The organism is Echinimonas agarilytica (assembly GCF_023703465.1).
GTDB lineage: Bacteria > Pseudomonadota > Gammaproteobacteria > Enterobacterales > Neiellaceae > Echinimonas > Echinimonas agarilytica.
Genome location: NZ_JAMQGP010000002.1, coordinates 491,898 through 515,030, shown reverse-complemented (window position 1 = coordinate 515,030; position 23,133 = coordinate 491,898). Strand labels below are relative to the sequence as shown.

The window sequence follows — 23,133 nt, the reverse complement described above, 5'->3', positions numbered from 1 at the left end:
TGACGCTTTATGCAGGGTACTACTCTAGCTTTCCTAATCGTCGCTGTCGTTTTTTTGGGCGGTGGCCTTCTCCGTTTGTTGGAAAAAATACTTGTCTCTCGTAGGCATCCATCGAACTCAGATTTACAAAAACAATTCGAACAACTCGAGTCTCAAACTATAAAGTCATTAGAGCAACGAATCCAAGTGCTCGAAAAAATCGTTACAGATGAAAAATATGACTTAAACCGCTCTTTCAAAGAGCTCAACAAAACAAGTACCGACTAACAGGTACACTTCATTTATCAAAAAAGAGAACCGCTGACTATGCAAGGCGCTACCGCAACTATACGCATTAAGAATTTAAGACTTCGCACCTATATTGGAATCAATACTGACGAGATCAAAAACAAGCAAGACATTATTGTGAATGTGAAAATCAGCTATCCAGCAGACAACGCCACCACTTCTGACAACATGGACGATGCTCTTAACTATCGAACAATTACTAAACAAATTATCGCGTTGGTTGAAAATAACCGATTTTCACTGCTCGAAAAGCTGACTTCAGATATTTTAGCGTTAGCATCAGAGCATCCTTGGGTCGCCTTTGCTGAAGTCGAAGTCGACAAACCTCACGCACTACGCTTTGCCGACTCCGTATCTTTGAGTCTAAGCTATCATAAAGACTCTGCGTAACGGTCCTAAGCTATGAAAGTACTCGTCACTGGCGGCACCGGCTTTATCGGCCGACATCTGATTAAACATTTAAAGCATCAATCCGATGTAACAGTGCTCACGCGCTCTCCGAACAAAGCCTACGGAATTTTAGGCCACGACATTCATTGTCTAACATCACTGCCGTCAGGAGCCGATTTTGATGCTTTTGATGCAGTGATTAATTTGGCAGGAGAACCCATTGCCGATAAGCGTTGGACAGAACGCCAAAAACAACGTATTTGTGATAGTCGCTGGCAGCTCACCGCGCAATTGGCCGAGAATATTCGCAAAAGTCAGCACCCACCAATACTCATTAGTGGTTCTGCTATTGGCTTTTATGGGAGCCAAGGCTGCCAGATTCTAGATGAGAAAAGCCCCTGTCACGATGCGACAGACTTTGCTCATCATGTTTGCCAACAATGGGAAGAGCTTGCACGCTCAGTGAACCAAATTACACGCGTCTGTATTGTGCGAACGGGGATTGTATTGGCTCCAGAGTTTGGCGCTTTGAAAAAAATGCTCCCACCCTATCGCTTGGGCTTGGGTGGCCCTATTGGTGATGGTTCGCAGTACATGAGTTGGATTCATGTTGATGACATGGTTCGGATTATTTTATTCTTACTTGAAAACTCAACCGTGTATGGCACATTCAATGCCACCGCCCCCAACCCAGTATCTAACCAAGCATTTAGCGAGACGCTCGCTCGAACCCTACACCGTCCTCACATTTTCAAAACACCGGCGTTAGTGATGCAGCTATTGCTCGGGGAGATGTCGAACTTATTAACGGGCGGCCAAAGAGTCATCCCGAAAAAAATCGAGGCAGCGGGATTTAACTTCCACCACCCCGAGTTAGGGCCAGCGCTAGAGCGCCTTATCAATAAATCATCGCCATTAGATTAGCCACCACTAATCGATTGACGCAAGCGTGATAAAGCGCCTTCTCGGAGCATACGACGGCACTGTCGCCACCCTGTCAATGTGATAATGCTGGACGCAAACGCTGGCCCAATCAGCCACAACATCAAATGGGGCTGCGCAGACAGCTTAAACACCCACATGAATAACCCACCTAAAAGCAGCTCTGTGACGATAACGGCAACCAAGCCAGCAACCAAACCTAATAGTGCAAATTCGAGTAGAGTGACTTTCACCAGTAATTGACGACTTGCACCTAAGGTTTGCATGGTGATTAATTCTCGTTGGCGAGCATCAAGCCCAGCGCGTATTTGAGCGATCAATAACAGCCCTGCTGCTGCCGTGACTAAAACAAGGATCACCGTCATCGCCATCGTCGATTGCTTAATGACTGACTCTAAGCGTTGCACCACTGAGTCAACGCTAATCAAAGTCACTGTAGGGAATTCTCGTATCAACTGATTCGCAATACCTTTTTGCGTATCGCTCAAATAGAAGCTGCCTAAATAACTAGCGTTGAACGAAGCGAGCACATCGTCCGAAAAAATCATGTAGAAATTTGGCCGCATGCTATTCCAATCAACTTCTCGCAAACTCGATACCTTGGCCGAAGCCAGCTGACCCGCGATGTCGAAGTCGAGCATGTCACCCACTTTGATATTTAAGCGCTCCGCTAATTTAGATTCAACAGAGACTTGTCCTGAGCCGGTTAAGAACTCGCCTTCAATAACTTCATTTCCCTCTGGTAAATCATTGCGATAGGTCAGGCTCAATTCGCGCTGAATGCTGCGTCGGGCCATTTCATCATCTTTACTCACCACTTGGCCAACCGGCTCACCAGCAATCGCCGACAAACGTCCTCGAATGACTGGATACATATAACTAGAGTTAACCTGATGGGCATCTAGCCATTGCAAAAAAGGGTGCTGCTGATGTTGCTGAATATTCATTGCAAAGTGGTTGGCTGCGCCTTCTGGTAATTGGTTTCGCCATTGATCAATAAGATCACTTCGAGCATAGAAAATACTCATCACCATTAAACTGGCTAAGGTAAAGCCACTGAGTAGCAGCCTATTTTGGCTCACTCGACGGGAAAGGTTTCGCACTGCTAGGCGGTAACCTAAACTGCGTTTTTCACCCACCTTTTCCAACACTCGAATGGTGGTTTGACTCGCAATGGCCACCAGCGCAATCGCAATCACACCTGAAGCTAGCAACAATGCCGCTAATAACAACGACTGAGCGAAACCCGCCAATAAGGCAAATACAAACGCCACTTGACTGACTCGCCATAGCATCGATGGCTTAGGGAGCTGGCCTTGCAAGCCTTGAATCAGACTTGCAGCTGGGGTTTCAAGCATGAACCGGAAAGGTCGCCAAGCGAACATTGCACAGCCTCCCCCTACACTCGCAAGACTCAACAATATCGCAGAAGGTACCAACGTAATTTCAAGGTTAGGCATCATCTGCGTGAGTTGAGTGGCCAAACCCACAAGTGCAAGATGGCCAAACACAAGTCCTACGCCACCGGCGAGCCCCACAATAGTGAACATCAGTGCAGCATAGCGTTTGACCAATACGTTTCGAGATTGCCCCAAGGCTTTGAATAACGCCACTTCTCGGCGTTGCATATCGGCAAAACGGGCACTGATAACTGCCATTGCAGCAAGTGTGAGTAGCATGGTTAAAAGGCCGGCCAAACGTAAAAATGTATCGCTACGTTTGAGCGCATCTGACAATGCAAAGCCTTCATCACCCACGCCCTCATATCGATAAATTTCAGTTAATTGAGGCTTAATCCATTCATCGTACGCGTTGAGCTGCTGGTCACTCGCAGTAAGTAGATAACGATACCGAAGGCGGCTCCCTGGCTGAATGATTTCGGTGGTCTCCACATCATCTAATTGCATAATAATGCTAGGCAGGTTTCCAAATATGCTCAGGCCTGAATCGGGTTCACGAACAATCCAACCGGCAATGTTAAATGATGCCACACCAAGTTTTAAAGGCTGTTCAAGGGTTAACCCCAATAACTCTTCGAAGCGTTTATCCACAAAAATCTCGCCCGCTTTAGGGCGTTTCATGAAAGTTCCATCTTGAGTTTCAACCAATAACTCGCCTTTTGCTGGGTAGTTTGAATCAACCGCCTTGACCGACGCTAACTGCATCTCAGCATCATCTGAGTCATCAGCAAAAATCATCGAATTAAACAACCACTGCTCGCTGTATGACACCCCTTGGCTTTGAGCCTGAGCCAGCCAGTCTGGCTCAGCTTTGCGGGTGGCACTCAAAATACGATCTGCCCCCATTAACTCTGCTGACGTGCGCATCAAAGACTGTTGCATTAAAACGCCCATCGATGTGAGCGAGTAGCAAGCAAAAACGGCTAATGTTACAGAAATAAACAACAACCATGTTTCGCCCTGACGCCAATGCCGGCGTTGCATTGTGAACCAGTTCATGCAACAACCTCTGTTAGAATGCCTGCATTCATTCGGTATTGATATTGGCACTGGCGCGCCAACTCGTCATCATGAGTCACAAGAATTAACGTGGTGTTTTGCTCGGCATGGGTTGAGAACAGCAATTCGTTAATCGTATGTCCTGTTTGGCTATCGAGGTTTCCAGTGGGCTCATCCGCAAACACCAAGGCAGGATCAGTAACAAAAGCACGAGCAATTGCAACACGCTGCTGTTCCCCTCCAGAAAGTTCGGCTGGGCGATGATCAGCACGGTCTGCCAATCCTACTTTTGTGAGCCACCGAAGCGCGCGTTCCTTGGCGTCCGCTAACCCTTCAAGCTCTGCAGGAAGCATGACATTTTCTAACGCAGTCAGCCCCGGCAATAACATAAACGACTGAAACACAAATCCAACCTGTCCGGCACGAACGGCAGCTCTTTTGTCTTCATCCAACTGAGCAATATCTTGACCTAATAAATCAATCGAACCTGAACTGGGCACATCGAGCCCAGCTAATACACTCAATAACGTGGACTTTCCCGACCCTGAGGCGCCAACAACGCTCAAAGTTGTACCGCGCTTGACTTTCAAATCAGTCGGTTGAAGTATGGTCAAGTCATGATCCCGAGTGCTGACATCTTTTCGTATTGCACTAGCATTCAACACATATTCAGGAGCAGTTGTAGTCATGTTTAAAAGTCTCGTTTGTTGTTTAGTGGTTATTTTTTCATGTTTGGCGCAAACGGCTTATGCCAAAACCATATTGGTGTTTGGTGATAGCTTAAGCGCCGGTTATGGATTAGAGCCGCACCAAGCTTGGCCTATTCAACTTGCCGAACGTTGGAAAACCTCGACACCTCAACTCAAGCTTGTGAATGCAAGTGTCTCGGGGGAAACCACGCAAGGTGGAGTCATTCGGTTACCTTCCGCTCTCAGAGCACATCAACCCGACTTAGTCTTAATTGAACTCGGCGCAAATGATGGGTTGCGCGGTTATAAAATACCATCGGTCCGCCAAAATCTTGAGTTAATGATCCAAAAATCAATCGATAGCGGCGCCACCGTTGTGCTGGCAGAGATTATGATTCCACCTAACTATGGCCCACGTTATACGCAGTCTTTCACTCGTATGTACGCAGATTTGGCGCAACAGTTCAATATTGCTCTCATGCCGTTCTTTTTAATAGACATCGCGCCAAATCAACAATTAATGCAGCCCGACGGCCTCCATCCTAATCTGGCGGCTCAGCCCAAAATTGCTGACTTTATTGCCCCATTCTTGCTTGCCAATATAAACGAGTGAGGCTTGCGAGAATGTTTCAATTTGTAAAAAAGAAATAGAAAGCATGAATGATTTTTTGGGGCATTGCCAACTAACGCCCCAAAAAATATTTTCAACTCATTGATAGGTAATCAATTTAACAAATTTGTATACAATATTTCATCATTTATCATTCACATCTGTTACATGTCTGTCATACCCGGTAATACCTTCAATAAAAAATAGGTTTAGCATTAATCCTGTCCAAACAACTGGAGAGGAAGGACCATGAAAGCTTCAATAATTACAGCCGTATTAAGTACTGCTATTTTTGCCAGTGCAGCTCATGCCGATAGCATGGATGATCAGCTGAAAAGCGCCTTACAAGATATTTGTTATAGCAGTTTGTCGAACAGCACCCTTGAACTTCGAAAAACCGCTCAATCATATCGCTTGAGCATGAAGAAGGTCGCAAATGGCGTGGTGTGTAATGGCAATGATATAGGTACATTTGCTGCAGAAAATGGTGCCGATAGAACCGCAAACCTAATTCGCACGTACCAAGAAGGGAACGTCCAAGTACAGGACCTTGTAAAATCTTCAGCTAAGACCAAGCCGAAGGCCTGATTGTCGCTAGCCCTCTAAGTTTTCTGTCAACTGAGAGGTTCAATCTGGCAAACATAGTTTGTTTTTTCTTTTGATCAATTTTCGCCGCGTGTCCCCGCGGCTTTTTTATGCCCAAAAAAGAGGATTGACTTAGTAGGTACACGTACGTGATTAAAAATGGAATGAGTCGCAAAAATAAAACCAAATTTTGGACACAAAAAAAGCCGCCTAAGCGACTTCTTTGTGTTTAGCGTAATGCTAACTCTGATCTCCGGAAAGAGAGATGGTATCCCGTAGGGGATTCGAACCCCTGTTGCCGCCGTGAAAGGGCGGAGTCCTAGGCCTCTAGACGAACGGGACACACAGAGTGTGACCTTTTTACGCTCACCGAAATGAACGCTGGCCCAAACGCATCGTTTAATCTCCGATACGAAGAGATGGTATCCCGTAGGGGATTCGAACCCCTGTTGCCGCCGTGAAAGGGCGGAGTCCTAGGCCTCTAGACGAACGGGACACACAGAGTGTGACCTTTTTACGCTCACCGAAATGAACGCTGGCCCAAACGCATCGTTTAATCTCCGATACGAAGAGATGGTATCCCGTAGGGGATTCGAACCCCTGTTGCCGCCGTGAAAGGGCGGAGTCCTAGGCCTCTAGACGAACGGGACACACGAAAGCGGTGTCAGTTTTACATCAACTTTTTCTCGTAAAGAGAGAGGCGCCTAATTCCTCGTTGATGGTTTAAATTGAATGATCAATTTAAACGATATTCTTGGTGGAGCCAGGCGGGATCGAACCGCCGACCTCTTGCATGCCATGCAAGCGCTCTCCCAGCTGAGCTATGGCCCCTGGGTTTTGCACTCAGTCAGACTTGACGTCATGCCCTGAGAGCGAGCGGCATTCTATGCAGATGCCCCGATCCTGTCAACAATTTTTTAAGGCAAATGTTGCAATCGACTGCCTTTTGAGCGAATTGGATAAATCGCATTCAGTTCAGTTCCCCAAAAGACCGAATGAAAGCAATTTTCATCGCACTGTTACAGAAAGCTTGTTTGAAGACTCCCCAGCCCGCCACTCAATGAATATCAATCAACGGAGTCTGCTCAATCCAGCTCTTTCTCTCAACAACATAATCAATATCCAACAATTAACAGAATAACTTTTGACATCCAGATCAAATACACTAGTCTACCTAAATCAATGATTTACAGGGAATTAATAAATCAAACATGAAATACATACTAATCACGACGATTGTGGCAATAGCGCTGGTTAGCGTATACCTGTTCTGCAATGACTGTAGCGACCAAAGTTCGCCCATAACCAATACAACACACGCCCCCCCTTCTCATATAACTAAAGAGACAACGATTGCCGAACACTCTCCTTTGACGGTTCCTCCAGAAAGCGGCGTTGAACAAGCACAAGTAGCCATCGCAACTCCCACATTTAATCAAACGCTACAAAATACTCATATGCAAACCAGTCCGATCTTAGATGACACGCTGCTCACAACCTTAAAAAAACAACTTTCAACTCCCAATAGTGAGCTGTTTGCACTTCAAATAGACTTAGCGCAAATCAGCACACTTAAAAGTGGAGACGTCTTAAATTTCGTTCTCGACTCAAATAGTCATCTCGATATCATCATTAACTCCACACAACAAATGAACGAAGGCCTGTTAGTGAATGGTTACATCGAAGGTCTTGGGCCCGAATATGCAGCTATTGCGGTGTTGGGTGAAGACTATGCATACGGCGAAATTATGTCGGAGACCACGACCTACAAATTGGAAAGCTTAGCGGGAATGCAACCTATTGTGATTGCTTTGGCTGCCAGCGATATAGTTTCTAATCAGAATGATACGGAATTTTTACACAACAACACGGAAGAAAGTAATCATGAAAAAACTCATCACTAGCATCGGCGCTTTGCTGTTCATGGCTCAAGCGGCCCATGCTACCACGCTGGATGTGATGGTGGTTTACCCCATAAGTTACAGTGCTAAATACTCGAACATAGGTGCTAAAATTGCAGCCGAAGTTGCATTGGCGAATACGGCATTCTCAAATAGTCAGATGAGTACCCGCATCCGGCTCGTTCACCACGGTGTTGCCAATGTAGCGAACGATCAAGAAGCGTCAAGTACGTTACTCAATAGTTTATCAAGTTCAACGCACACCTCAACCACTGCCACCATAATGTCATTGCGCAATTCCCATAAACCTCATTTAACAGTTTATGCCACCAACCACAGGCCTAGAAGTGCAAACGACAACGGCCTTTGTGGTATTGCTCACTTTCCTCCGGGCACCTCTTATCGAGGTTACCGTCAAGATCGGGAAGCCGCATTTAAAGGAACAAACATTTCAAGCTTAGACAGTGTTTGCACCATGACTATGGCCCATGAAATTGGCCATAACTTAGGTGCGGGTCATGGCCCTAAACAAGGCAGTCGCGGAGACGGTCGTCCGCATAAATACTCCAGGGGACACGGTATCGACTATAGCTTTTCAACGGTGATGGGCTACCCAAGTGAATACAGTGCTTCAAGAGTGGCATATTTTAGCAACCCCAATGTTCGCAATTGCAAAGGACAAGCATGCGGCACGTCGAAAAATAATGCCGCGCGATATATTGATCAATTTGTGGAAGATTGGGCATATCGCTATCAAGCCTGTTACCCCACAACGAACAAACGTGTGGGTAAAGCGCCGAGAAATATCCATGCATGCGGCAACAATGTATGCATTGGCACGTTCAGAGGTCGATGCAATAAGTGGCTGTAAGTCAAAAGCCTTCATGAAAAAGGAGCCAGAAGGCTCCTTTTAATCACTCACGTTAAACTCATACTTTCAATCGAGTTCGCTTTGAGATGCACAACAGCAACAACAGAGTCACTCCTAACATTCCCCAAGCACCGCCTGAGTAACCTTTCTTGTGTTCGATTTTAGCCACTTTCTCTTCTTCAACACGAGTTTTAAAACGCGCCAATTCTGATTCAAGATTGATGGTCATATCCTCTACAGCTCGCTCAAATCCTTTAAATGAAGCTTCTTCTTTGACCTCATCTAACCTAACCGCGCTCGTGCGCTTTTCAATCTTGTTAATACCTGGCGCTCGAAATAGCATTTTTCTGCTTTTCACATCGAACACCGCTGTATCGACAAACGTTTGTGTTGAATTTTCATTTCCAGGAATGACATACAAGCCCACAATGGTCCAATACAACAAAGCAGCATTGTTTTCGTGAGATTGAGTCACTTGGTCATAAGACACTAAAGCCATGACATCAACATCATAAAGACGAGAAACCTGCTCAAGCGAATCAAAACCACCTTTGGATTGCAGGTAATCATTTGGAATCACTTCGATTCGGTCAATATAGTCATACTTTAAAAATGATTGTTTTACCTTGTCTAGTAACTCTATCTGACTAGCAGAATTGATGTGGTTCTGATAGCGATTCTTGGTGGGTACGAATGCAAGGCCAACAGTTACCGGTAATCGCAGCGTAGGTATTTCAGATGAATGTGTTTGACGCGATTCCTCATCCGGATAAAGGAAGTCCATCAAACTACTTGAGACGGTATTCTTTTCTCCACTATTGCTCATCAAAGAGCTACAAGAAACGAGGCAAAACAAAACCATTAATACTGATAACCATTTAATCTTCATAAACATCCCTGCTCAAGCAATTGAAAACAATCTCATGCTATTAAATTTTGAAGCACAGAACTAATGCTGCGTTCTATTTTTTAGATTCTCAAACAAAAATTCTATCACGTAAAAATCATTTCACTTCGCAGTGCCGCATAAAAAAGGAGCGCTAAGCGCTAATGCCGATCAGTTAACGACAAACTGATCGGTTAACCGATCTTCCCAAGGCTCTATAAAGGTCTTAACTGCTTCAGTTAGGACCTTTTTCTTCTGCAACTGACAACCGCGCGGGCGATGGCCAATGGCTATGCCCCAAACACCGAAGAGCCCGGTCAACTCTCCGATATACTCTGCCCTGATTTTATCAATCAATGCCTCGAAACCCGTGGTGTTGCGACCGTTAGAAAACGCCGAATTCCGTGAGATATGGCAGTGTGGGCCGTCATTGCGATGTCGCTGTTCCGGCAAGAGCCGGTTTGGAGCATTGTCAGTAAAGCTCAACTGATGTTGCCTGGAAAGAAGCCCTTGGTTGCTCCGAGCCCTGTGGTTCAAGCACGTCAGCGGCTAGGAGCCGACGCAGTAAAAGAAGTCTTTACGTTTGATTGAAACCACGCCAGACCACAGTCCTCCCTGATCGCGTGGAAGTCAGGTTGTTGACCAAGACGATCAAAGGAAAAGAGATCAGTATCCTGACGTCAATGACTGACGCCATGCGGTTTCCTAGTGCTGATATTGTTGATTTATATGGTCACCGCTGGGAAATTGAAGTGGGCTATCGAGAGATGAAATCATCGCTGCTCAACAACGAGTTTACGCTGCGAAGTAAACTGCCAGAAATGGTTGAGCAGGAGCGATGGGGTCTGCTGCTCGGCTACAACATCATTCGCTATCAGATGGCTAAGATGGCACAAACGGTGCTCGGCTTGTACCCCAATCAATTAAGCTTTACCACCAGTGCAGCAGCGATTATCCACTTAATATATGGCTTCTGGCTCGAAGCGGCTGGCACCATCCCGAAGCGAATCAATCACCTACTTGATGAAACGTCACATCACGTTCTACCGCCGAAAAGCGAAGGCAGAATTTACCCTAGATGCGTGAAGCACAGGGCGCGGAAACACCCCAATAAGAAAAATGCCAGTCAGCTTAACTGACTGGCATTAGCCAAAAGGCTCCTTTTAATATGCTTCAGCGCACTACTATTTACTTTTCAGGGAAGGTTCTGAATGCGCGTTCAAGTGATTTGGCTTGCTTCTTACTCACACCAATATGGGTCAGTGCAACACGTAGGCGAGCACGGGTCATATCAGAACCCAAAATCACCATCGCATCAATGACAGAGGTTGAAGATTCTTTCCCTGTAATCGCCACAAAAATAGGTTGTAAGAAATCGCGAATTTTCAAATCAACGTAGGACGAGGTTTCTTTCACAATTCCGAATACAACGTCTTTATCCCACTCACGAGCAGCATCGAATTGCCACAACATGAACTGTAGCGCGATACGAACTTTGTCGGCTTCAATTTTGCTAGTGAGCAATGCTGGATCATATTCAGGCAAGCCACTCACAAAGTGCCCCATCAGTGGTGTGAAATCACTAAAGGTTTCTAAGCGCCCTTTTGCTTCAGGAATAAGAGACAACAGCGTGTCACGATTCAACGCCCAATCAACCATGCGCTGAGCCAACTCTTCATCGGTCAATTCTTCGCGCATCCACAAGCCATTAAGCCATTTGAGTTTATCAACGTCGAATACAGGCCCCCCCAAAGAGACGCGCTTCATGTCGAAATTTTCGATCATATCCGTCAAATTGAACTTCTCACGCTCATCAGGCATAGACCAGCCCATGCGCCCTAAATAGTTCAGTAATGCTTCAGGCAAGAAGCCCATGCGCTTGTAATAGTTTACGCTGGTTGGATTCTTACGTTTGCTCAGCTTGCTCTTGTCGGTATTTCGCAACAATGGCATGTGGCCCAATACAGGTGCAGTCCAACCTAAGTCGTCATACAGCTTTAGCAGTTTAGGGGCTGAGTTCAGCCATTCTTCACCACGGAATACATGGGTGATGCCCATGAGGTGATCATCCACAACGTTCGCTAAGAAGTATGTTGGGAAGCCATCAGCTTTTAGCAACACTTGCATATCGACTTGCGCCCAAGGGATTTCAACATCACCACGCAAGTAATCCTCAAACACGAATGAACCTTCTTCAGGGATCATCATGCGAACCACATAAGGGCGACCTTCATCAAGATAGGCTTGAATTTCGTCTTCAGTTAGCTTTAAGCCGCGGCCGTCATATTTTTGCGGTTCACCGGCTTCAGCTTGCGCTTTTCGCATAGCGTCCAATTCTTCTGACGTAGCAAAACAACGAAATGCCTTTCCTTGGGCAATCAATTGGTCAGCATACTTGCGATACAGCTCTGTGCGCTCGCTTTGACGATATGGCCCTTTATCACCACCTACATCTGGGCCTTCATCCCAATCCAGTCCCAGCCAATGCAAGCTATCATAAATAGCCTGCTCCGATGCTTTGCTACTGCGCGCTTGGTCAGTATCTTCAATTCTAAGTATGAATTCACCGCCTTGTTGCTTGGCAAATACATAGTTGAACAAAGCAATATAGGCTGTGCCTACATGAGGGTCACCGGTCGGTGATGGAGCGACGCGAGTACGAACGGTCATAGCGAGTAAAAACCTCGAGATTAGATAAGAGTGATTTCGCCAGCAAGTTTAGCGATCCGATGGCAAAGACACAATCAACACACTAGGAAATACTGATTTTGAAGCAAAAAACAAAATCGTCTCGTCAATTGTCTATTTAATAAACGTAAAACTCGTCATTTTGAACAAATATTCGACATAACAAAGAGAATTAAAAAATTGTGTTGACACTCTTTCCGACCTCCCTATAATACGCCCCCACGAAAGGACGCTTAGCTCAGTTGGGAGAGCACCTCCCTTACAAGGAGGGGGTCACTGGTTCGAGCCCAGTAGCGTCCACCAAATTTCGTCAGGACGGTTAGCTCAGTTGGGAGAGCACCTCCCTTACAAGGAGGGGGTCACTGGTTCGAGCCCAGTACCGTCCACCACTATCTCCCTGGACGCTTAGCTCAGTTGGGAGAGCACCTCCCTTACAAGGAGGGGGTCACTGGTTCGAGCCCAGTAGCGTCCACCAAATTCTTATGAAAAAGCCAGCTCATTGAGCTGGCTTTTTTGTGTCTGCATGTTTTGATTTAAGCCAGCCACAATAGCTGACTCCAATCATTCCAATCTCTTAATCTGCAAATGCTTTGTCAAAATGTCTTACCACTTTGGCGCGTGAAAAATACGCAGTCCAAGGCGATGGTTTAAGCGTCACTTCGCCGCCCTGCCCTAAATTTGCAAATGGGTCTTCCACAACCCAAGTGGGCTCCAAGCGATCCCAGCCGTGATAAGCAAATGGGTACATTTTCAAATCCACCAAATCCTTGTCGGCAGGGGCAAGTCCGTTGACTAGTAATGGGCAGCTAATCGGCAAATCATAATCATCTCTGCCACCGCTTTGGATTAATACCGGCGCAGTAATGTTCACCAAGTCAAATCCAGGTACAGGTACCAAGTCGTTGTTATACAAATAACAGATTGGGTAATGCGCCACATGTGCGGCAAAGCGATAACCGGTTTGGTTCATTAAGGCGTTGTACTGCTCCGTTGCAGATAACAAGGTTACAACCCCGCCCCAAGAAAAACCCATCACGCCAATACGAGTGGCATCAATTTCTTCCAATTCCGCGAGGTATTTCAATGCTGCAAACGCATCGGGAATGGTTTGCTGAGGTAACGCAGGACGGCTATCAGAGCCCCCCGCAAAGCCGCGAGGAGACCACATATCTAACTCAAGTGTGGCATAACCTGCTTGATTCAGCGCAGCAGCATAGTAACTACCAGTGCTATCAACACCACCGGTACTGTGCAGAATGACAACAGCAGGAATAGGCCCGTCTTCTCGCTCTCGCGGTAAGCGATACTGAGCAGACACGTTGAGCGTGCCTTCTAACGTTTGAACAGGCAGGTTTACGTAATAAGTAAACGGTGATTGCTGCTTCGCAATGGTTGCTGAAGCGGCGAAAGGTATGAGAGCGGCCACGCAAAGGGCCGTGAGTAGTGTCCGAAACATAGATACATCCTTTTATATGAATTCGTTTTAAACAATGTTGCCTTTATTGGCCTATGCAGCATAGGAAATTCAGCATAAAAAGTCCATATTTCAATAAGTTCTGGTTTTATTGACATGATGCACACATCTAGTTGAAATTTAGATCAAAAGTTTAGATTTCCTTTGAAATATGAGGTCTACAATTCTGCTGATTTTGTCTAGTTTCGCACTGAATTTGGAGATTGCTTTTAGGTGTTAATCACGTTGATTGCAGTGATACGGCATTGAGTTGACGTTTTGGTCGTTAGGGAGGTTGCTGGGCTTTAAATTCTCCAAAAATTCAATAAAGACAAAAAAGCCGATCCTAGGTATGAACAGAGAGTCGGCTTTATCATGAATGGTTAGTGTATTTACTTAATCGTTGCCGAACACCATGTTGCGCCCTGCTTCTTTTGCACGGTACAGCATTTCATCTGCGCGGTTGTACAAGTGATCAACCGAGCCTTCAGAATCGGTGATCACACCACCGCTGAATGAAACATGGAATTGTTTTCCGTCCCATTCTATAGCTTGAGCCACTAGCGCCTGCCGCAAACCGTTCACTAAAGTAAGTGCTTTATCGTTGTCGAGCCCAACCATGACCATAGCAAACTCTTCGCCACCGATACGGGCATACAAAAATTTCTCACAATGTTTATCAAACAGTCGCGCGAAGCGCTTTAATACTTCGTCGCCACACGCGTGGCCATATTCGTCGTTGATCAGTTTGAAATTATCTAAATCGATAATACAGAATGATGTGGGTACCTGTTTCTTTTGAGCCTTACTAATGAGCGCCTCTGCACGTTCAAAGAAAGCACGGCGGTTATACAACCCCGTGAGATAATCACGATTAGCGGCATCTTCAATTTCTTCGATTAATTCAATAGCTTCAAGGTTTTGAGAAATTCGGCAGTAGAATTCTTCGGGGTAGAATGGTTTGTTTAAAAAGTCATTGGCGCCGTGTTTAATAAATTGTGCAGATAAAATCCCACTTTCTACTGACGACAAGCCAATAATGGCTAAACCGCGCTTATCGAACTTCGAACGAATTTCGTTTACAAGTTTAAAGCCGTCCATGTTGGGCATTTCAAAGTCGGTGATCACGAGCCGAACATCAGGGTGAATCCCCATTTGCTCAATGGCTTCTAAGCCATCCTGCGCTTCAATCACGCGATACAAATGACGCTCTAAAAGGTTACGAATATGATTGCGAGACATTTTAGAGTCGTCCACAACCATCACTTTAATGCGATGATTTGTTTTGAGTCGCCTCGCCAGTTTAAGTGCGTAATGGTAGGCATGACGACTTTCTTTAACGACATAATCCACCACACCGCTGTCGACCAAAGACTTACGGCGCTGTTCATTAAAGTTGCCCGTAAGTACGATGGTCGAAACGCCCTGTTTCAATGTGAATTCAACCACTTCACCATCCGGTGCGTCAGGTAAATTCAAATCCACAATTGCGGCGTAGAAATCTGGGTTCTGAATAAATGCTTGTTTGGCTTCGGCCATACTCGTGGCAAAAACGGTGTCGACATTCGGAAGTCGAGTACTGGCAAGGTGCTTTAACACCCGCATGACTGTTGAACTATCTTCAACAATTAAAAGACGCGGCATGTCCCGCTCCTCTATAAAAACGATACTTTGAGCATATGACAAAATTGGCAATCTAACTTGTCACATAGCGAATTAAAATAATTAAGTGAGACCATGATCCTCGAACAGTTTAAGCATCGCGTCTTCATCTTTTACTTCTACGCCTAACGATTGCGCTTTGGTCAATTTTGATCCCGCATTGGCGCCAGCAAAAAGACAATCGGTTTTCGCCGAGACCGAACCGGAAACTTTTGCCCCTAATTGCTGTAAAAGAGCCTTCGCATCATTTCGTCCCATGGCTGACAAAGTGCCGGTCAAAACAACAGTTTTACCGCCCAGCGGTAAAGCATCGGGAGAGGTTGGCGCCTCAATTGTTGGCCAGTGAATGCCAACCTCAAGTAGATTCGAAATAATGGTTTGATTATGCGATTCAGCAAAAAAACTGACAATTCTAGAGGCGACGATTTCGCCTACATCGGGCACTGCGACCAGTTCTTCATGATTCGCCGCCATCACCGCATCAAGCGTTAGAAAGTGCATGGCTAAGTTCAATGCTGTGGCTTCACCCACTTCTCGAATTCCTAGTGAATATAAAAACCTCGGCAAGGTTGTTTGCTTAGCTTTATCGAGCGACACCAACAACTTTTCTGCCGACTTATCTCCCATTCGCTCCAATGAACGCAGTTGGATTTTACTCACCTTGAATAAGTCCGACGGGTTTTGAATGAATTCACGATCCACCAGCTGTTCGACTATTTTGTCGCCCATGCCATCAATATCGAATGCTTTTCTGGAACAAAAGTGTTTAATCGCTTCTTTGCGTTGGGCTGCGCAGACTAAGCCTCCGGTGCATCGCAATACCGCTTCGCCTTCTAAACGCACTACCGCAGAGTCACACACCGGACAACTGCTTGGAAATTCAATTTCAGCGCCGTCCTCAGGGCGTTGCTCCAGCACAACGCTCACAATTTGAGGGATTACATCGCCTGCACGCCGCACAATCACGGTATCGCCCACACGAACCCCTAGACGAGCGATTTCATCAGCATTATGCAGTGTTGCATTACTGACGGTGACTCCGCCTACAAATACCGGTTTTAGGCGTGCTACTGGTGTAATCGCTCCGGTTCGTCCCACTTGAAATTCCACATCTTGTAGAATTGTGACTTCTTCTTGGGCTGGAAACTTAAAAGCAGTTGCCCATCGCGGAGCTTTGGCAACAAAACCCAATTGTTGTTGAGCGTCAACCGAGTCGATTTTAATCACAACTCCGTCAATCTCGTAACTTAGTGAACCGCGTTGCTGTTGGATTTTTTGGCAATAGGAATTGACCGCGTCAACCCCCTTGCATAGCTCTAACTCTTTCGCGATGGGAAGTCCCCATGCTTTTAATTGTTGCAGACGCTCAAAATGGCCTGACGCCAGTTCAATATTGTCGTCTTCAAACACGCCCACGGCATAAGCTACAAAGCTCAACGGCCTGCTCGCAGCAATTTTAGAGTTCAGTTGCCGAATACTGCCGGCCGCTGCATTACGCGGATTGGCAAAAATCTTCTCATCTCGTTTACGGGCCCGCGCATTCATAGCTTCAAAATCTGCGCTTGGAATAATGACTTCGCCCCGCACTTCAATGCGCGCAGGAATATCATTGCCAATGAGTTGCAAAGGCACCGCCCGAATGGTTTTCGCATTAGCGGTTACATTCTCGCCTTTTTGGCCATCACCCCGTGTCGCTGCCTGCACAAGCTCACCATTCATGTACATCAAACTGATTGCTAGGCCGTCTAGTTTCGGCTCTGCTGAATAAGTGAGTTCGGATTCATCGAGTAATCGGTCGTGACAGCGGCGATCAAACTCTGCAAAATCTTGTGCATTGAAAACATTATCGAGCGACAACATGGGCTGCTCATGTTGAACTGATTCAAAGTGAGGCAATACGGCCCCACCTACTTTTTGAGTTGGCGAGGTTGGAACTTTTAGTTCTGGAAATTCAGCTTCAAGACTTTGTAGCTCTTTGAACAAGCGGTCGTATTCAGCATCGGGAATGGATGGAGTGTCCAACACATAGTAATTGTGACTGTGCGATTGCAGTTGCTTCGAAAGCTCAACAACTCGACTTTGGGCCTGCTGTATGTTCATAGTGATTGTTCGTCATAGAGACCGGCACTCGTCAGACAACGAATACCGGTTAAGGATGGGATATTTAACTAACAATTAAACGTTGGCGTTCAAATTCTCGAATTCGTTCTTGATAATGACGAATTTTCTGGTTTGTCAGGACGCTTCGAGACTCATCGAGTACTTGGCATTTGAGCTCGCGCGCTAGCTTTTGAGCGCCGTTAAGCATCATATTGAAAGACTGAGCGGCATCACCGGCATTTGGCAATGTCATGAACAAGGAAATTCCCGGAGTTTGAAACTGCTCCATATTATCCACATCAAAGGTTCCAGGTTTCACCATATTGGCAATGCTGAACAGAACCGCGCCTTGGCCTGAGCTATCTTCGTGGCGGTGAAAAATTCCCATATCGCCAAATTTGAAACCGAGCGTCAACATGTTGGGCAGCAAATCTGCACCACTAATTTCGTCGCCTGGGGCTGCAACAACCGTGAGGATCAATACCTGTTCGGGTTCGCTCACAACTGTTTCAGGCTCTGGTTGAGGCTCTGCTTCGGCGGTTATTTTAGGCGTTTCGTCAGACATTTGAGCTTCGGGCTGCTCCAACTGAAATTCCACTTGTTCAGGATCAGGTTCGTTGTCGCTGATGGCAGAAAAAGAAGGTTCCAAGCGTTGAGCATCTGACTTGTCGGCACTCTCGCCACCTAAGGTCTTCACTTCGCTCACACCCACGCCGTCAAACCCTTGGTCATCTCGATCGCGCTCTTGCTGCTCTTTATAAAGCTCGGCAAGTGGTTTTTCTTTGCCAATAGAGCCCCGTTGTTGCTTTCTTAGAGACCAAAGGCCGTGCCATAACAGACCACCGATCCCAAGCGCACCTGCGAGGATCAACACCCATCGAAAATCATCCATTCCATGTCCTTCTTCATCTTTTTTAAGACACTTCAGCCAGTGCCACTGCCTCGTCTACATCTACTGAGACAAGCCTCGACACACCAGGTTCGTTCATAGTAACGCCAGAAAGTTGCTCTGCCATCTCCATGGTCACCTTGTTGTGACTTATATAAATAAACTGCACCGTTTCTGCCATTTCTCGAACGAGATTACAAAATCGTCCAACGTTCGCATCATCCAGCGGCGCATCAACTTCATCCAACATACAAAACGGAGCAGGATTCAGCCGAAAAATTGCAAACACCAATGATAAAGCGGTCAGCGCCTTTTCGCCACCAGACAATAGATGAATCGTCGCATTCCGTTTGCCCGGAGGCCGAGCCATAATGGTGACTCCGGTGTCCAGCATATCATCATCGGTCAATTCTAAATAGGCCGCACCGCCACCAAACACTTTAGGAAACAGAAACTTAAGATCTGAATTAACACGTTCAAAAGTGTCTTTAAAGCGTGTTCTGCATTCTCTATCGATGCGGCGAATCGCATTTTCGAGCGTATCCAACGCGCTGACTAAATCATCATTCTGTTGATCGAGATACGTTTTACGTTCAACCGATTGCTCATATTCTTCAATAGCGGCCAAGTTAATCGGGCCTAAACGAACCACTGACTTTGCAATCTTCTCCAAATCTTGTTGCCATTGACTCTCGGAAAATTCGACAGGAAGACTCTCAACAATCGCTTTGAGAGGTTGCTCCATTTCATGCAATTGTTCGGTGGCACTTTGAGCTCGCACACTTGCAGTTTGCTGCTCCAACAGCAAACTATCACGCTGTTGCTGAACGGATTGTTGCAGAGAGTAAAGTTTTTGTTCGGCGTGCTTTAATTCAATCAACTGGTTTTGCGCATGATTCATTGCATCATTCACGCTGGTAACATGCTGTTGCGCTTCGATACGGGCGGCCAATTGCAATTCCAACTCTAGCCGCATTTGCTCGTCGTTCTCGCCTTGTTCCAGCTCTACAGAAAGTTCTAGCTGGCGCTTTAGACCTTGCTCTTTTTGTTGCTGAGCGCGAATGAGCGCTTGCTGAGCACTGTCTAGGCGCGCATGATTAGCCGACTGTTGCAATACCAACTGATGATGTTGTTGCAGCTGTTGATCACGCTGTGCTCTGTGGCCGCCGACTCGCTCTTGCCGTTGCTGTAATTCCGCTTCAAATGCGCCATATTGCACGTTCGCTCGTTCGAGGCGTGCAGTGAATTCTTCGTGTTCTTCGTCATTCATCATGAGCGCTTGCTCAAGAGATTCTAACTGCACCAATCCCTCGTCATGTTCATGCTGGAGTGCTGAGGATTGTTCCGATTGAAGTAAAATTTTCTGGACCAATAGCTCCCGCTCGGTATTCAAACGTTGCAATTGTTCGGCTATCGTTGCACTTTGTTGCTGCACTTGCACCAATAAAGCGGCCTGCTGCTGTTGTTTTTCAGACGCTTCAGTGACCGCCTGCTGGGCACTATCAAGATTGGTTTGGAATGCATCAATCTGTTGCTGAATGCGTTGCAGTTGTGCACGAATGGCATACTGCCCTTGGGCCTGCTCCGGTGCTTTGATCCAAATTTGTCCCGCCCATACCCCAGTGATAAGCATGACAGACCGCTGAGCGATTAATTGACGCTGAATACGCCAAAACTGTTCGTTCGATTCTGCGACGAGTATTGTGCTCAGTAGTTGTTGAACGCCCTCGTGCCCTTCTACTTTTTCTGCCAGTGTTCCATGCCATGCATTGGATGGTTTATCTGGCAACGGCAGCATCACCGACTTACCATTTGGCAGATCATCTAATTCAATTTCATCAGTCTCAATTTGCAATGCGTGACTTAGCGAGCCAAGCGCAACTTCAACAGCTTTTTCCCAGCCTGGCTCAATACGCAATAGATCTGCAACGGGTAACCCGGTTTGCCCTTTGATAGGGCCATTCCATTCATCATCGGCAGAAAGCCATTGCGTGAGTGTTGCTTGTTGCCCTTGCAACCTTGAAAGCTCTTGTTGGCGTTGCTGTTGCGCTTGTTGAGACTGCGCATATTGGGCTTCATATCCGACTAAAATCTGCCGGTGACGTTCAATGTCCTCTGTCAATTGTTGCACGTGGGCTTGTTCATCCGAGATCTGAAGTGTTTTTTGTTCTAAATCGCGATCAATGGTGTCATTGCTCAACGCATGTTTTTGTCGTTCAATTTGAGTGATGCGCTGCTGAACTTGAGATTGTTGCTGTTTAAGAAGTTGGGACTGCTGGGTGCTCCGCTCCAACTGATGACGCACATCACTCACCGCATCAACATGCCCTTTCGACTGACTTTGATAGCGCAACAAAGCGTGCTCGGCTTGCTCGAACTGACAGCTGAGTTCTTCTTGAATTAATTCTGACTCAGCCAACTGCTCATCGAGTAACTCAGCTTCTTGCTCTAACTCAACTGACTCTTGTTGTTGCTGATCTATGAATTCGGCTTGGTCAGTAAGCTCTGTTTGGATACGATCTAGCTCTTGTTGTATCCGATGCTGATGCTGATTGTGATGCACAATTTGTTGTTCAAGCCGAGTAATGGAATGGCTAATTTCAAATAATTTTTGTTGTGCATCAGTATGCGATAGCGATAGTGTATCAAGCTCTACTTGCAACTCAGACTGCTGACTTTGCTTGGTGATCCGTTGAACTTCAAAGCCTTCAATTTGAGCATTTAAATCTTCGATTTTCGTGGCCAAGTCATCGTATTGGCTTTGCCAATTTAACCATCGAATGGCCGACAGTTCGGCTTTAAGACGTCGTTCATCGGCTTTCAGCGTTTTGTATCGTTGCGCTGCGGTTGATTGACGATGAAGTTTAGAGATTTGTTGACCCAGCTCCTGTCGTACATCATTTAAACGGTCTAAGTTTTCTCGGCTATGGCGCAAACGTGTTTCTGTTTCTCGTCGACGCTCTTTGTACTTTGAAATGCCAGCCGCTTCCTCGATAAACACACGCAATTCACGGGGCTTCGATTCAATCAGGCGAGAAATCATGCCTTGCTCAATAATCGCATAAGAGCGAGGCCCAAGGCCGGTACCTAGGAAGATGTCGGTAATATCTCGGCGGCGACACTTACTGCCGTTGAGAAAATAGATATTTTGACGGTCACGATTGACCTGACGTTTAATCGCAATTTCGTTGTAATTGGCAAATTCGCCTGACAATCGCCCATCTTGATTGTCGAAAATCAGTTCCACACTGGCTTGCGAGACAGGTTGGCGTTCTAGGGCTCCATTGAAAATGACGTCGGTCATGGAGTCACCGCGCAGATTTTTAGCAGAGCTTTCGCCTAATACCCAACGAACGGCATCAATAATATTCGATTTGCCACAACCATTGGGGCCCACGATTGCGGTGAGCGCCTGCGGGAACGGAACTGTTGTCGGATCGACAAAGGATTTGAAACCGGCCAGCTTTATGGATTTCAGGCGCATGACGTTGTTTAGAAGCCATCAAAAAGTCAAAGACAGTGCGAACATAACACGGTTATCTTCATGATTTAAGCGATTGATAATTATTTTGTTACGCTCTTAAAGAAGTCTTCTAGCAAACCAAACTCGCAGCCTAATTCAACTCCACCAAAGCCCTTTCATGACGATAAAATCATGCTTTGTAACAAAGACAAATTTTACAGCGCGATGGGAAGCTTTATAATCCAATCAAACATTCTGGATTAGACACTCTATGCAAGTCACTGATCGCAAAAGCTCGGGCGCAGCCTATTTTTTCAAAGGTTTTGATCTCATCACGGTACCGGGCATTCGCCCCTTTGTGATTGTGCCTTTAGCCATCAATTTCATTATTTTCGCCGTATCGTTCACCTTGCTATTGCAGCAGTTGGGCGACTGGATGACCCAATTAGAAAACTACTTACCAAGCTGGCTCAACTGGGCGCATTATGTGCTGTGGCCACTGGCAATTCTTTCAGTCATCGTGGTGTTTTCTTTCCTTTTTGCCACCGTCGCCAATTGGTTAGCCGCGCCCTTTAACGGCTTATTGTCGGAAAAGGTTGAACTGTATATGACGGGTAAACCGATCAATGACGATGGTTTTCTCGACTTGATCAAAGATATTCCAAGACTGTTCGCTCGTGAGTTTCAGAAGCTGGGCTATTACCTTCCTCGCGCGATAGGTTGTTTGATTTTGTTTTTTATTCCCTTGATAGGACAAACGCTTGCACCTGTGCTTTGGTTTTTGTTTTCAGCATGGATGATGGCAATTCAATATTGTGATTACCCGTTTGATAATCACAAAATTTCGTTCAAAGATATGAAAGCAACGCTCAAAGCCCAGCGCGGGCAATCTATGAGTTTTGGGGTGATGGTGATGCTATTCACAATGGTGCCCATTTTAAATTTATTGGTCATGCCCGTCGCCATTTGTGGCGCAACAGCAATGTGGGTTCAGACACAGCGAGACGACGTGTTGGCGCACAAAAAGTAGCCGCATTTCACGCAAGCAAAGCATGCATTTTCTCGCTTGCTTTGTTTGCAATCGCACCATGTTAGTGCAAACCTCTTGAGCTCGCTTCAGAAACAAACTCACCACTTCAGTGCATTACATCTAAAGATACTGATTTAAATCATTTTTCTCTAATTATTAGTCATTTTTAAAATTGGTATGGTCTTTGCTTATTACTCTCTATTGATTTGTTCTTATCAGTTTTAAAT

At 46.0% G+C, this 23,133-nt stretch carries 17 protein-coding genes, 7 tRNA genes and 1 pseudogene; 12 read left to right on the top strand and 13 right to left on the bottom strand.

Annotated features, from left to right (window positions below):
* The first annotated feature begins 9 nt into the window (after positions 1 to 9).
* Genes NAF29_RS06560 through NAF29_RS06550 form a run of 3 tightly spaced genes read left to right on the top strand, consistent with a single transcriptional unit; the run spans position 10 to position 1,602 of the window.
* The gene (locus tag NAF29_RS06560) at positions 10 to 267 is read left to right on the top strand and encodes a hypothetical protein (RefSeq protein ID WP_251260681.1); all 258 of its coding nucleotides are present in this window, start codon (positions 10 to 12) and stop codon (positions 265 to 267) included.
* Positions 268 to 306: 39 nt separating this feature from the next.
* Positions 307 to 678 (top strand): dihydroneopterin triphosphate 2'-epimerase, encoded by a 372-nt coding sequence (gene folX / locus NAF29_RS06555; RefSeq protein ID WP_251260680.1) that lies wholly within the window; start codon positions 307 to 309, stop codon positions 676 to 678.
* 12 nt (positions 679 to 690) lie between these two features.
* Positions 691 to 1,602: a TIGR01777 family oxidoreductase gene (locus NAF29_RS06550; protein ID WP_251260679.1), complete on the top strand. Its 912-nt coding sequence runs from the start codon at positions 691 to 693 to the stop codon at positions 1,600 to 1,602.
* On the opposite strand, the gene NAF29_RS06545 is transcribed toward NAF29_RS06550, so the two are convergent.
* Both NAF29_RS06545 and NAF29_RS06540 read right to left on the bottom strand, forming a co-directional pair.
* Positions 1,599 to 4,079, bottom strand: a complete 2,481-nt coding sequence (locus tag NAF29_RS06545) for an ABC transporter permease (protein ID WP_251260678.1) — start codon at positions 4,077 to 4,079, stop codon at positions 1,599 to 1,601. The genes NAF29_RS06550 and NAF29_RS06545 overlap by 4 nt on opposite strands.
* Positions 4,076 to 4,768, bottom strand: coding sequence for an ABC transporter ATP-binding protein (locus NAF29_RS06540; RefSeq protein WP_251260677.1), 693 nt, complete (start codon positions 4,766 to 4,768; stop codon positions 4,076 to 4,078). The genes NAF29_RS06545 and NAF29_RS06540 overlap by 4 nt, the downstream gene beginning before the upstream one ends.
* Here NAF29_RS06540 and NAF29_RS06535 point away from each other — a divergent pair.
* Together NAF29_RS06535 and NAF29_RS06530 are read left to right on the top strand one after the other, a co-directional pair.
* Positions 4,767 to 5,381, top strand: coding sequence for an arylesterase (locus NAF29_RS06535; RefSeq protein ID WP_251260676.1), 615 nt, complete (start codon positions 4,767 to 4,769; stop codon positions 5,379 to 5,381). The genes NAF29_RS06540 and NAF29_RS06535 overlap by 2 nt on opposite strands.
* 246 nt (positions 5,382 to 5,627) lie before the next feature.
* Positions 5,628 to 5,966: a DUF3718 domain-containing protein gene (locus tag NAF29_RS06530; RefSeq protein WP_251260675.1), complete on the top strand. Its 339-nt coding sequence runs from the start codon at positions 5,628 to 5,630 to the stop codon at positions 5,964 to 5,966.
* Between the two features lie 263 nt (positions 5,967 to 6,229).
* Here the strand turns inward: NAF29_RS06530 and NAF29_RS06525 are convergent.
* The 4 genes from NAF29_RS06525 to NAF29_RS06510 all read right to left on the bottom strand — a co-directional run bounded on the left by NAF29_RS06525 (position 6,230) and on the right by NAF29_RS06510 (position 6,794).
* Positions 6,230 to 6,305, bottom strand: a tRNA-Glu gene (locus NAF29_RS06525).
* 78 nt (positions 6,306 to 6,383) lie between these two features.
* Positions 6,384 to 6,459 (bottom strand) — tRNA-Glu (locus NAF29_RS06520).
* 78 nt (positions 6,460 to 6,537) lie between these two features.
* Positions 6,538 to 6,613, bottom strand: a tRNA-Glu gene (locus tag NAF29_RS06515).
* A gap of 105 nt (positions 6,614 to 6,718) precedes the next feature.
* Positions 6,719 to 6,794 (bottom strand) — tRNA-Ala (locus NAF29_RS06510).
* Positions 6,795 to 7,174: 380 nt separating this feature from the next.
* On the opposite strand from NAF29_RS06510, the gene NAF29_RS06505 reads away from it, so the two are divergent.
* Both NAF29_RS06505 and NAF29_RS06500 read left to right on the top strand, forming a co-directional pair.
* Entirely contained in the window at positions 7,175 to 7,867 is a 693-nt protein-coding gene (locus NAF29_RS06505; protein ID WP_251260674.1) for a protease inhibitor BamI-like protein, read from the top strand.
* Positions 7,848 to 8,735 (top strand): reprolysin-like metallopeptidase, encoded by an 888-nt coding sequence (locus NAF29_RS06500; RefSeq protein WP_251260673.1) that lies wholly within the window; start codon positions 7,848 to 7,850, stop codon positions 8,733 to 8,735. Before NAF29_RS06505 ends, NAF29_RS06500 begins: the two co-directional genes overlap by 20 nt.
* A gap of 58 nt (positions 8,736 to 8,793) precedes the next feature.
* Here NAF29_RS06500 and rhlP read toward each other — a convergent pair whose 3' ends face one another.
* On the bottom strand, positions 8,794 to 9,624 hold the full coding sequence (gene rhlP / locus NAF29_RS06495; RefSeq protein WP_285817618.1) for a rhombotarget lipoprotein: 831 nt from the start codon (positions 9,622 to 9,624) through the stop codon (positions 8,794 to 8,796).
* A 252-nt stretch (positions 9,625 to 9,876) separates the two neighbouring features.
* On the opposite strand from rhlP, the pseudogene NAF29_RS06490 reads away from it, so the two are divergent.
* Positions 9,877 to 10,760 (top strand): annotated as a pseudogene (locus NAF29_RS06490) (transposase domain-containing protein).
* A gap of 49 nt (positions 10,761 to 10,809) precedes the next feature.
* Here the strand turns inward: NAF29_RS06490 and gltX are convergent.
* Positions 10,810 to 12,291: a glutamate--tRNA ligase gene (gene gltX, locus NAF29_RS06485; protein ID WP_251260671.1), complete on the bottom strand. Its 1,482-nt coding sequence runs from the start codon at positions 12,289 to 12,291 to the stop codon at positions 10,810 to 10,812.
* 245 nt (positions 12,292 to 12,536) lie between these two features.
* Between gltX and NAF29_RS06480 the strand changes: the two genes are divergently transcribed.
* The 3 genes from NAF29_RS06480 (at position 12,537) to NAF29_RS06470 (ending at position 12,784) form a co-directional block, all read left to right on the top strand.
* Positions 12,537 to 12,612, top strand: a tRNA-Val gene (locus tag NAF29_RS06480).
* A gap of 10 nt (positions 12,613 to 12,622) precedes the next feature.
* Positions 12,623 to 12,698 (top strand) — tRNA-Val (locus NAF29_RS06475).
* Positions 12,699 to 12,708: 10 nt separating this feature from the next.
* Positions 12,709 to 12,784: transfer RNA gene (locus NAF29_RS06470), tRNA-Val, on the top strand.
* Positions 12,785 to 12,883: 99 nt separating this feature from the next.
* Here the strand turns inward: NAF29_RS06470 and NAF29_RS06465 are convergent.
* The 5 genes from NAF29_RS06465 to smc form a co-directional block, all read right to left on the bottom strand.
* Positions 12,884 to 13,765: a dienelactone hydrolase family protein gene (locus tag NAF29_RS06465; RefSeq protein ID WP_251260670.1), complete on the bottom strand. Its 882-nt coding sequence runs from the start codon at positions 13,763 to 13,765 to the stop codon at positions 12,884 to 12,886.
* A 393-nt stretch (positions 13,766 to 14,158) separates the two neighbouring features.
* Complete coding sequence (locus NAF29_RS06460; RefSeq protein ID WP_251260669.1) at positions 14,159 to 15,406, bottom strand: diguanylate cyclase; 1,248 nt, start codon at positions 15,404 to 15,406, stop codon at positions 14,159 to 14,161.
* Between the two features lie 81 nt (positions 15,407 to 15,487).
* On the bottom strand, positions 15,488 to 17,524 hold the full coding sequence (gene ligA, locus NAF29_RS06455; RefSeq protein WP_251260668.1) for an NAD-dependent DNA ligase LigA: 2,037 nt from the start codon (positions 17,522 to 17,524) through the stop codon (positions 15,488 to 15,490).
* 64 nt (positions 17,525 to 17,588) lie between these two features.
* Positions 17,589 to 18,416, bottom strand: a complete 828-nt coding sequence (gene zipA, locus NAF29_RS06450) for a cell division protein ZipA (protein ID WP_251260667.1) — start codon at positions 18,414 to 18,416, stop codon at positions 17,589 to 17,591.
* A gap of 22 nt (positions 18,417 to 18,438) precedes the next feature.
* Positions 18,439 to 21,897: a chromosome segregation protein SMC gene (gene smc / locus NAF29_RS06445; protein WP_251260666.1), complete on the bottom strand. Its 3,459-nt coding sequence runs from the start codon at positions 21,895 to 21,897 to the stop codon at positions 18,439 to 18,441.
* A gap of 250 nt (positions 21,898 to 22,147) precedes the next feature.
* On the opposite strand from smc, the gene cysZ reads away from it, so the two are divergent.
* Entirely contained in the window at positions 22,148 to 22,906 is a 759-nt protein-coding gene (gene cysZ / locus NAF29_RS06440) for a sulfate transporter CysZ (protein ID WP_251260665.1), read from the top strand.
* Positions 22,907 to 23,133: the final 227 nt, after the last annotated feature.

What these genes read in the sequence shown, in the direction of transcription:
- NAF29_RS06560 (WP_251260681.1), top strand. Translation starts at nt 10, where the DNA reads ATGCAGGGTACTACTCTAGCTTTCCTAATCGTCGCTGTCGTTTTTTTG.
- folX (WP_251260680.1), top strand. Translation starts at nt 307, where the DNA reads ATGCAAGGCGCTACCGCAACTATACGCATTAAGAATTTAAGACTTCGC.
- NAF29_RS06550 (WP_251260679.1), top strand. Translation starts at nt 691, where the DNA reads ATGAAAGTACTCGTCACTGGCGGCACCGGCTTTATCGGCCGACATCTG.
- NAF29_RS06545 (WP_251260678.1), bottom strand. Translation starts at nt 4,079, where the DNA reads ATGAACTGGTTCACAATGCAACGCCGGCATTGGCGTCAGGGCGAAACA.
- NAF29_RS06535 (WP_251260676.1), top strand. Translation starts at nt 4,767, where the DNA reads ATGTTTAAAAGTCTCGTTTGTTGTTTAGTGGTTATTTTTTCATGTTTG.
- NAF29_RS06540 (WP_251260677.1), bottom strand. Translation starts at nt 4,768, where the DNA reads ATGACTACAACTGCTCCTGAATATGTGTTGAATGCTAGTGCAATACGA.
- NAF29_RS06530 (WP_251260675.1), top strand. Translation starts at nt 5,628, where the DNA reads ATGAAAGCTTCAATAATTACAGCCGTATTAAGTACTGCTATTTTTGCC.
- NAF29_RS06505 (WP_251260674.1), top strand. Translation starts at nt 7,175, where the DNA reads ATGAAATACATACTAATCACGACGATTGTGGCAATAGCGCTGGTTAGC.
- NAF29_RS06500 (WP_251260673.1), top strand. Translation starts at nt 7,848, where the DNA reads ATGAAAAAACTCATCACTAGCATCGGCGCTTTGCTGTTCATGGCTCAA.
- rhlP (WP_285817618.1), bottom strand. Translation starts at nt 9,624, where the DNA reads ATGAAGATTAAATGGTTATCAGTATTAATGGTTTTGTTTTGCCTCGTT.
- gltX (WP_251260671.1), bottom strand. Translation starts at nt 12,291, where the DNA reads ATGACCGTTCGTACTCGCGTCGCTCCATCACCGACCGGTGACCCTCAT.
- NAF29_RS06465 (WP_251260670.1), bottom strand. Translation starts at nt 13,765, where the DNA reads ATGTTTCGGACACTACTCACGGCCCTTTGCGTGGCCGCTCTCATACCT.
- NAF29_RS06460 (WP_251260669.1), bottom strand. Translation starts at nt 15,406, where the DNA reads ATGCCGCGTCTTTTAATTGTTGAAGATAGTTCAACAGTCATGCGGGTG.
- ligA (WP_251260668.1), bottom strand. Translation starts at nt 17,524, where the DNA reads ATGAACATACAGCAGGCCCAAAGTCGAGTTGTTGAGCTTTCGAAGCAA.
- zipA (WP_251260667.1), bottom strand. Translation starts at nt 18,416, where the DNA reads ATGGATGATTTTCGATGGGTGTTGATCCTCGCAGGTGCGCTTGGGATC.
- smc (WP_251260666.1), bottom strand. Translation starts at nt 21,897, where the DNA reads ATGCGCCTGAAATCCATAAAGCTGGCCGGTTTCAAATCCTTTGTCGAT.
- cysZ (WP_251260665.1), top strand. Translation starts at nt 22,148, where the DNA reads ATGCAAGTCACTGATCGCAAAAGCTCGGGCGCAGCCTATTTTTTCAAA.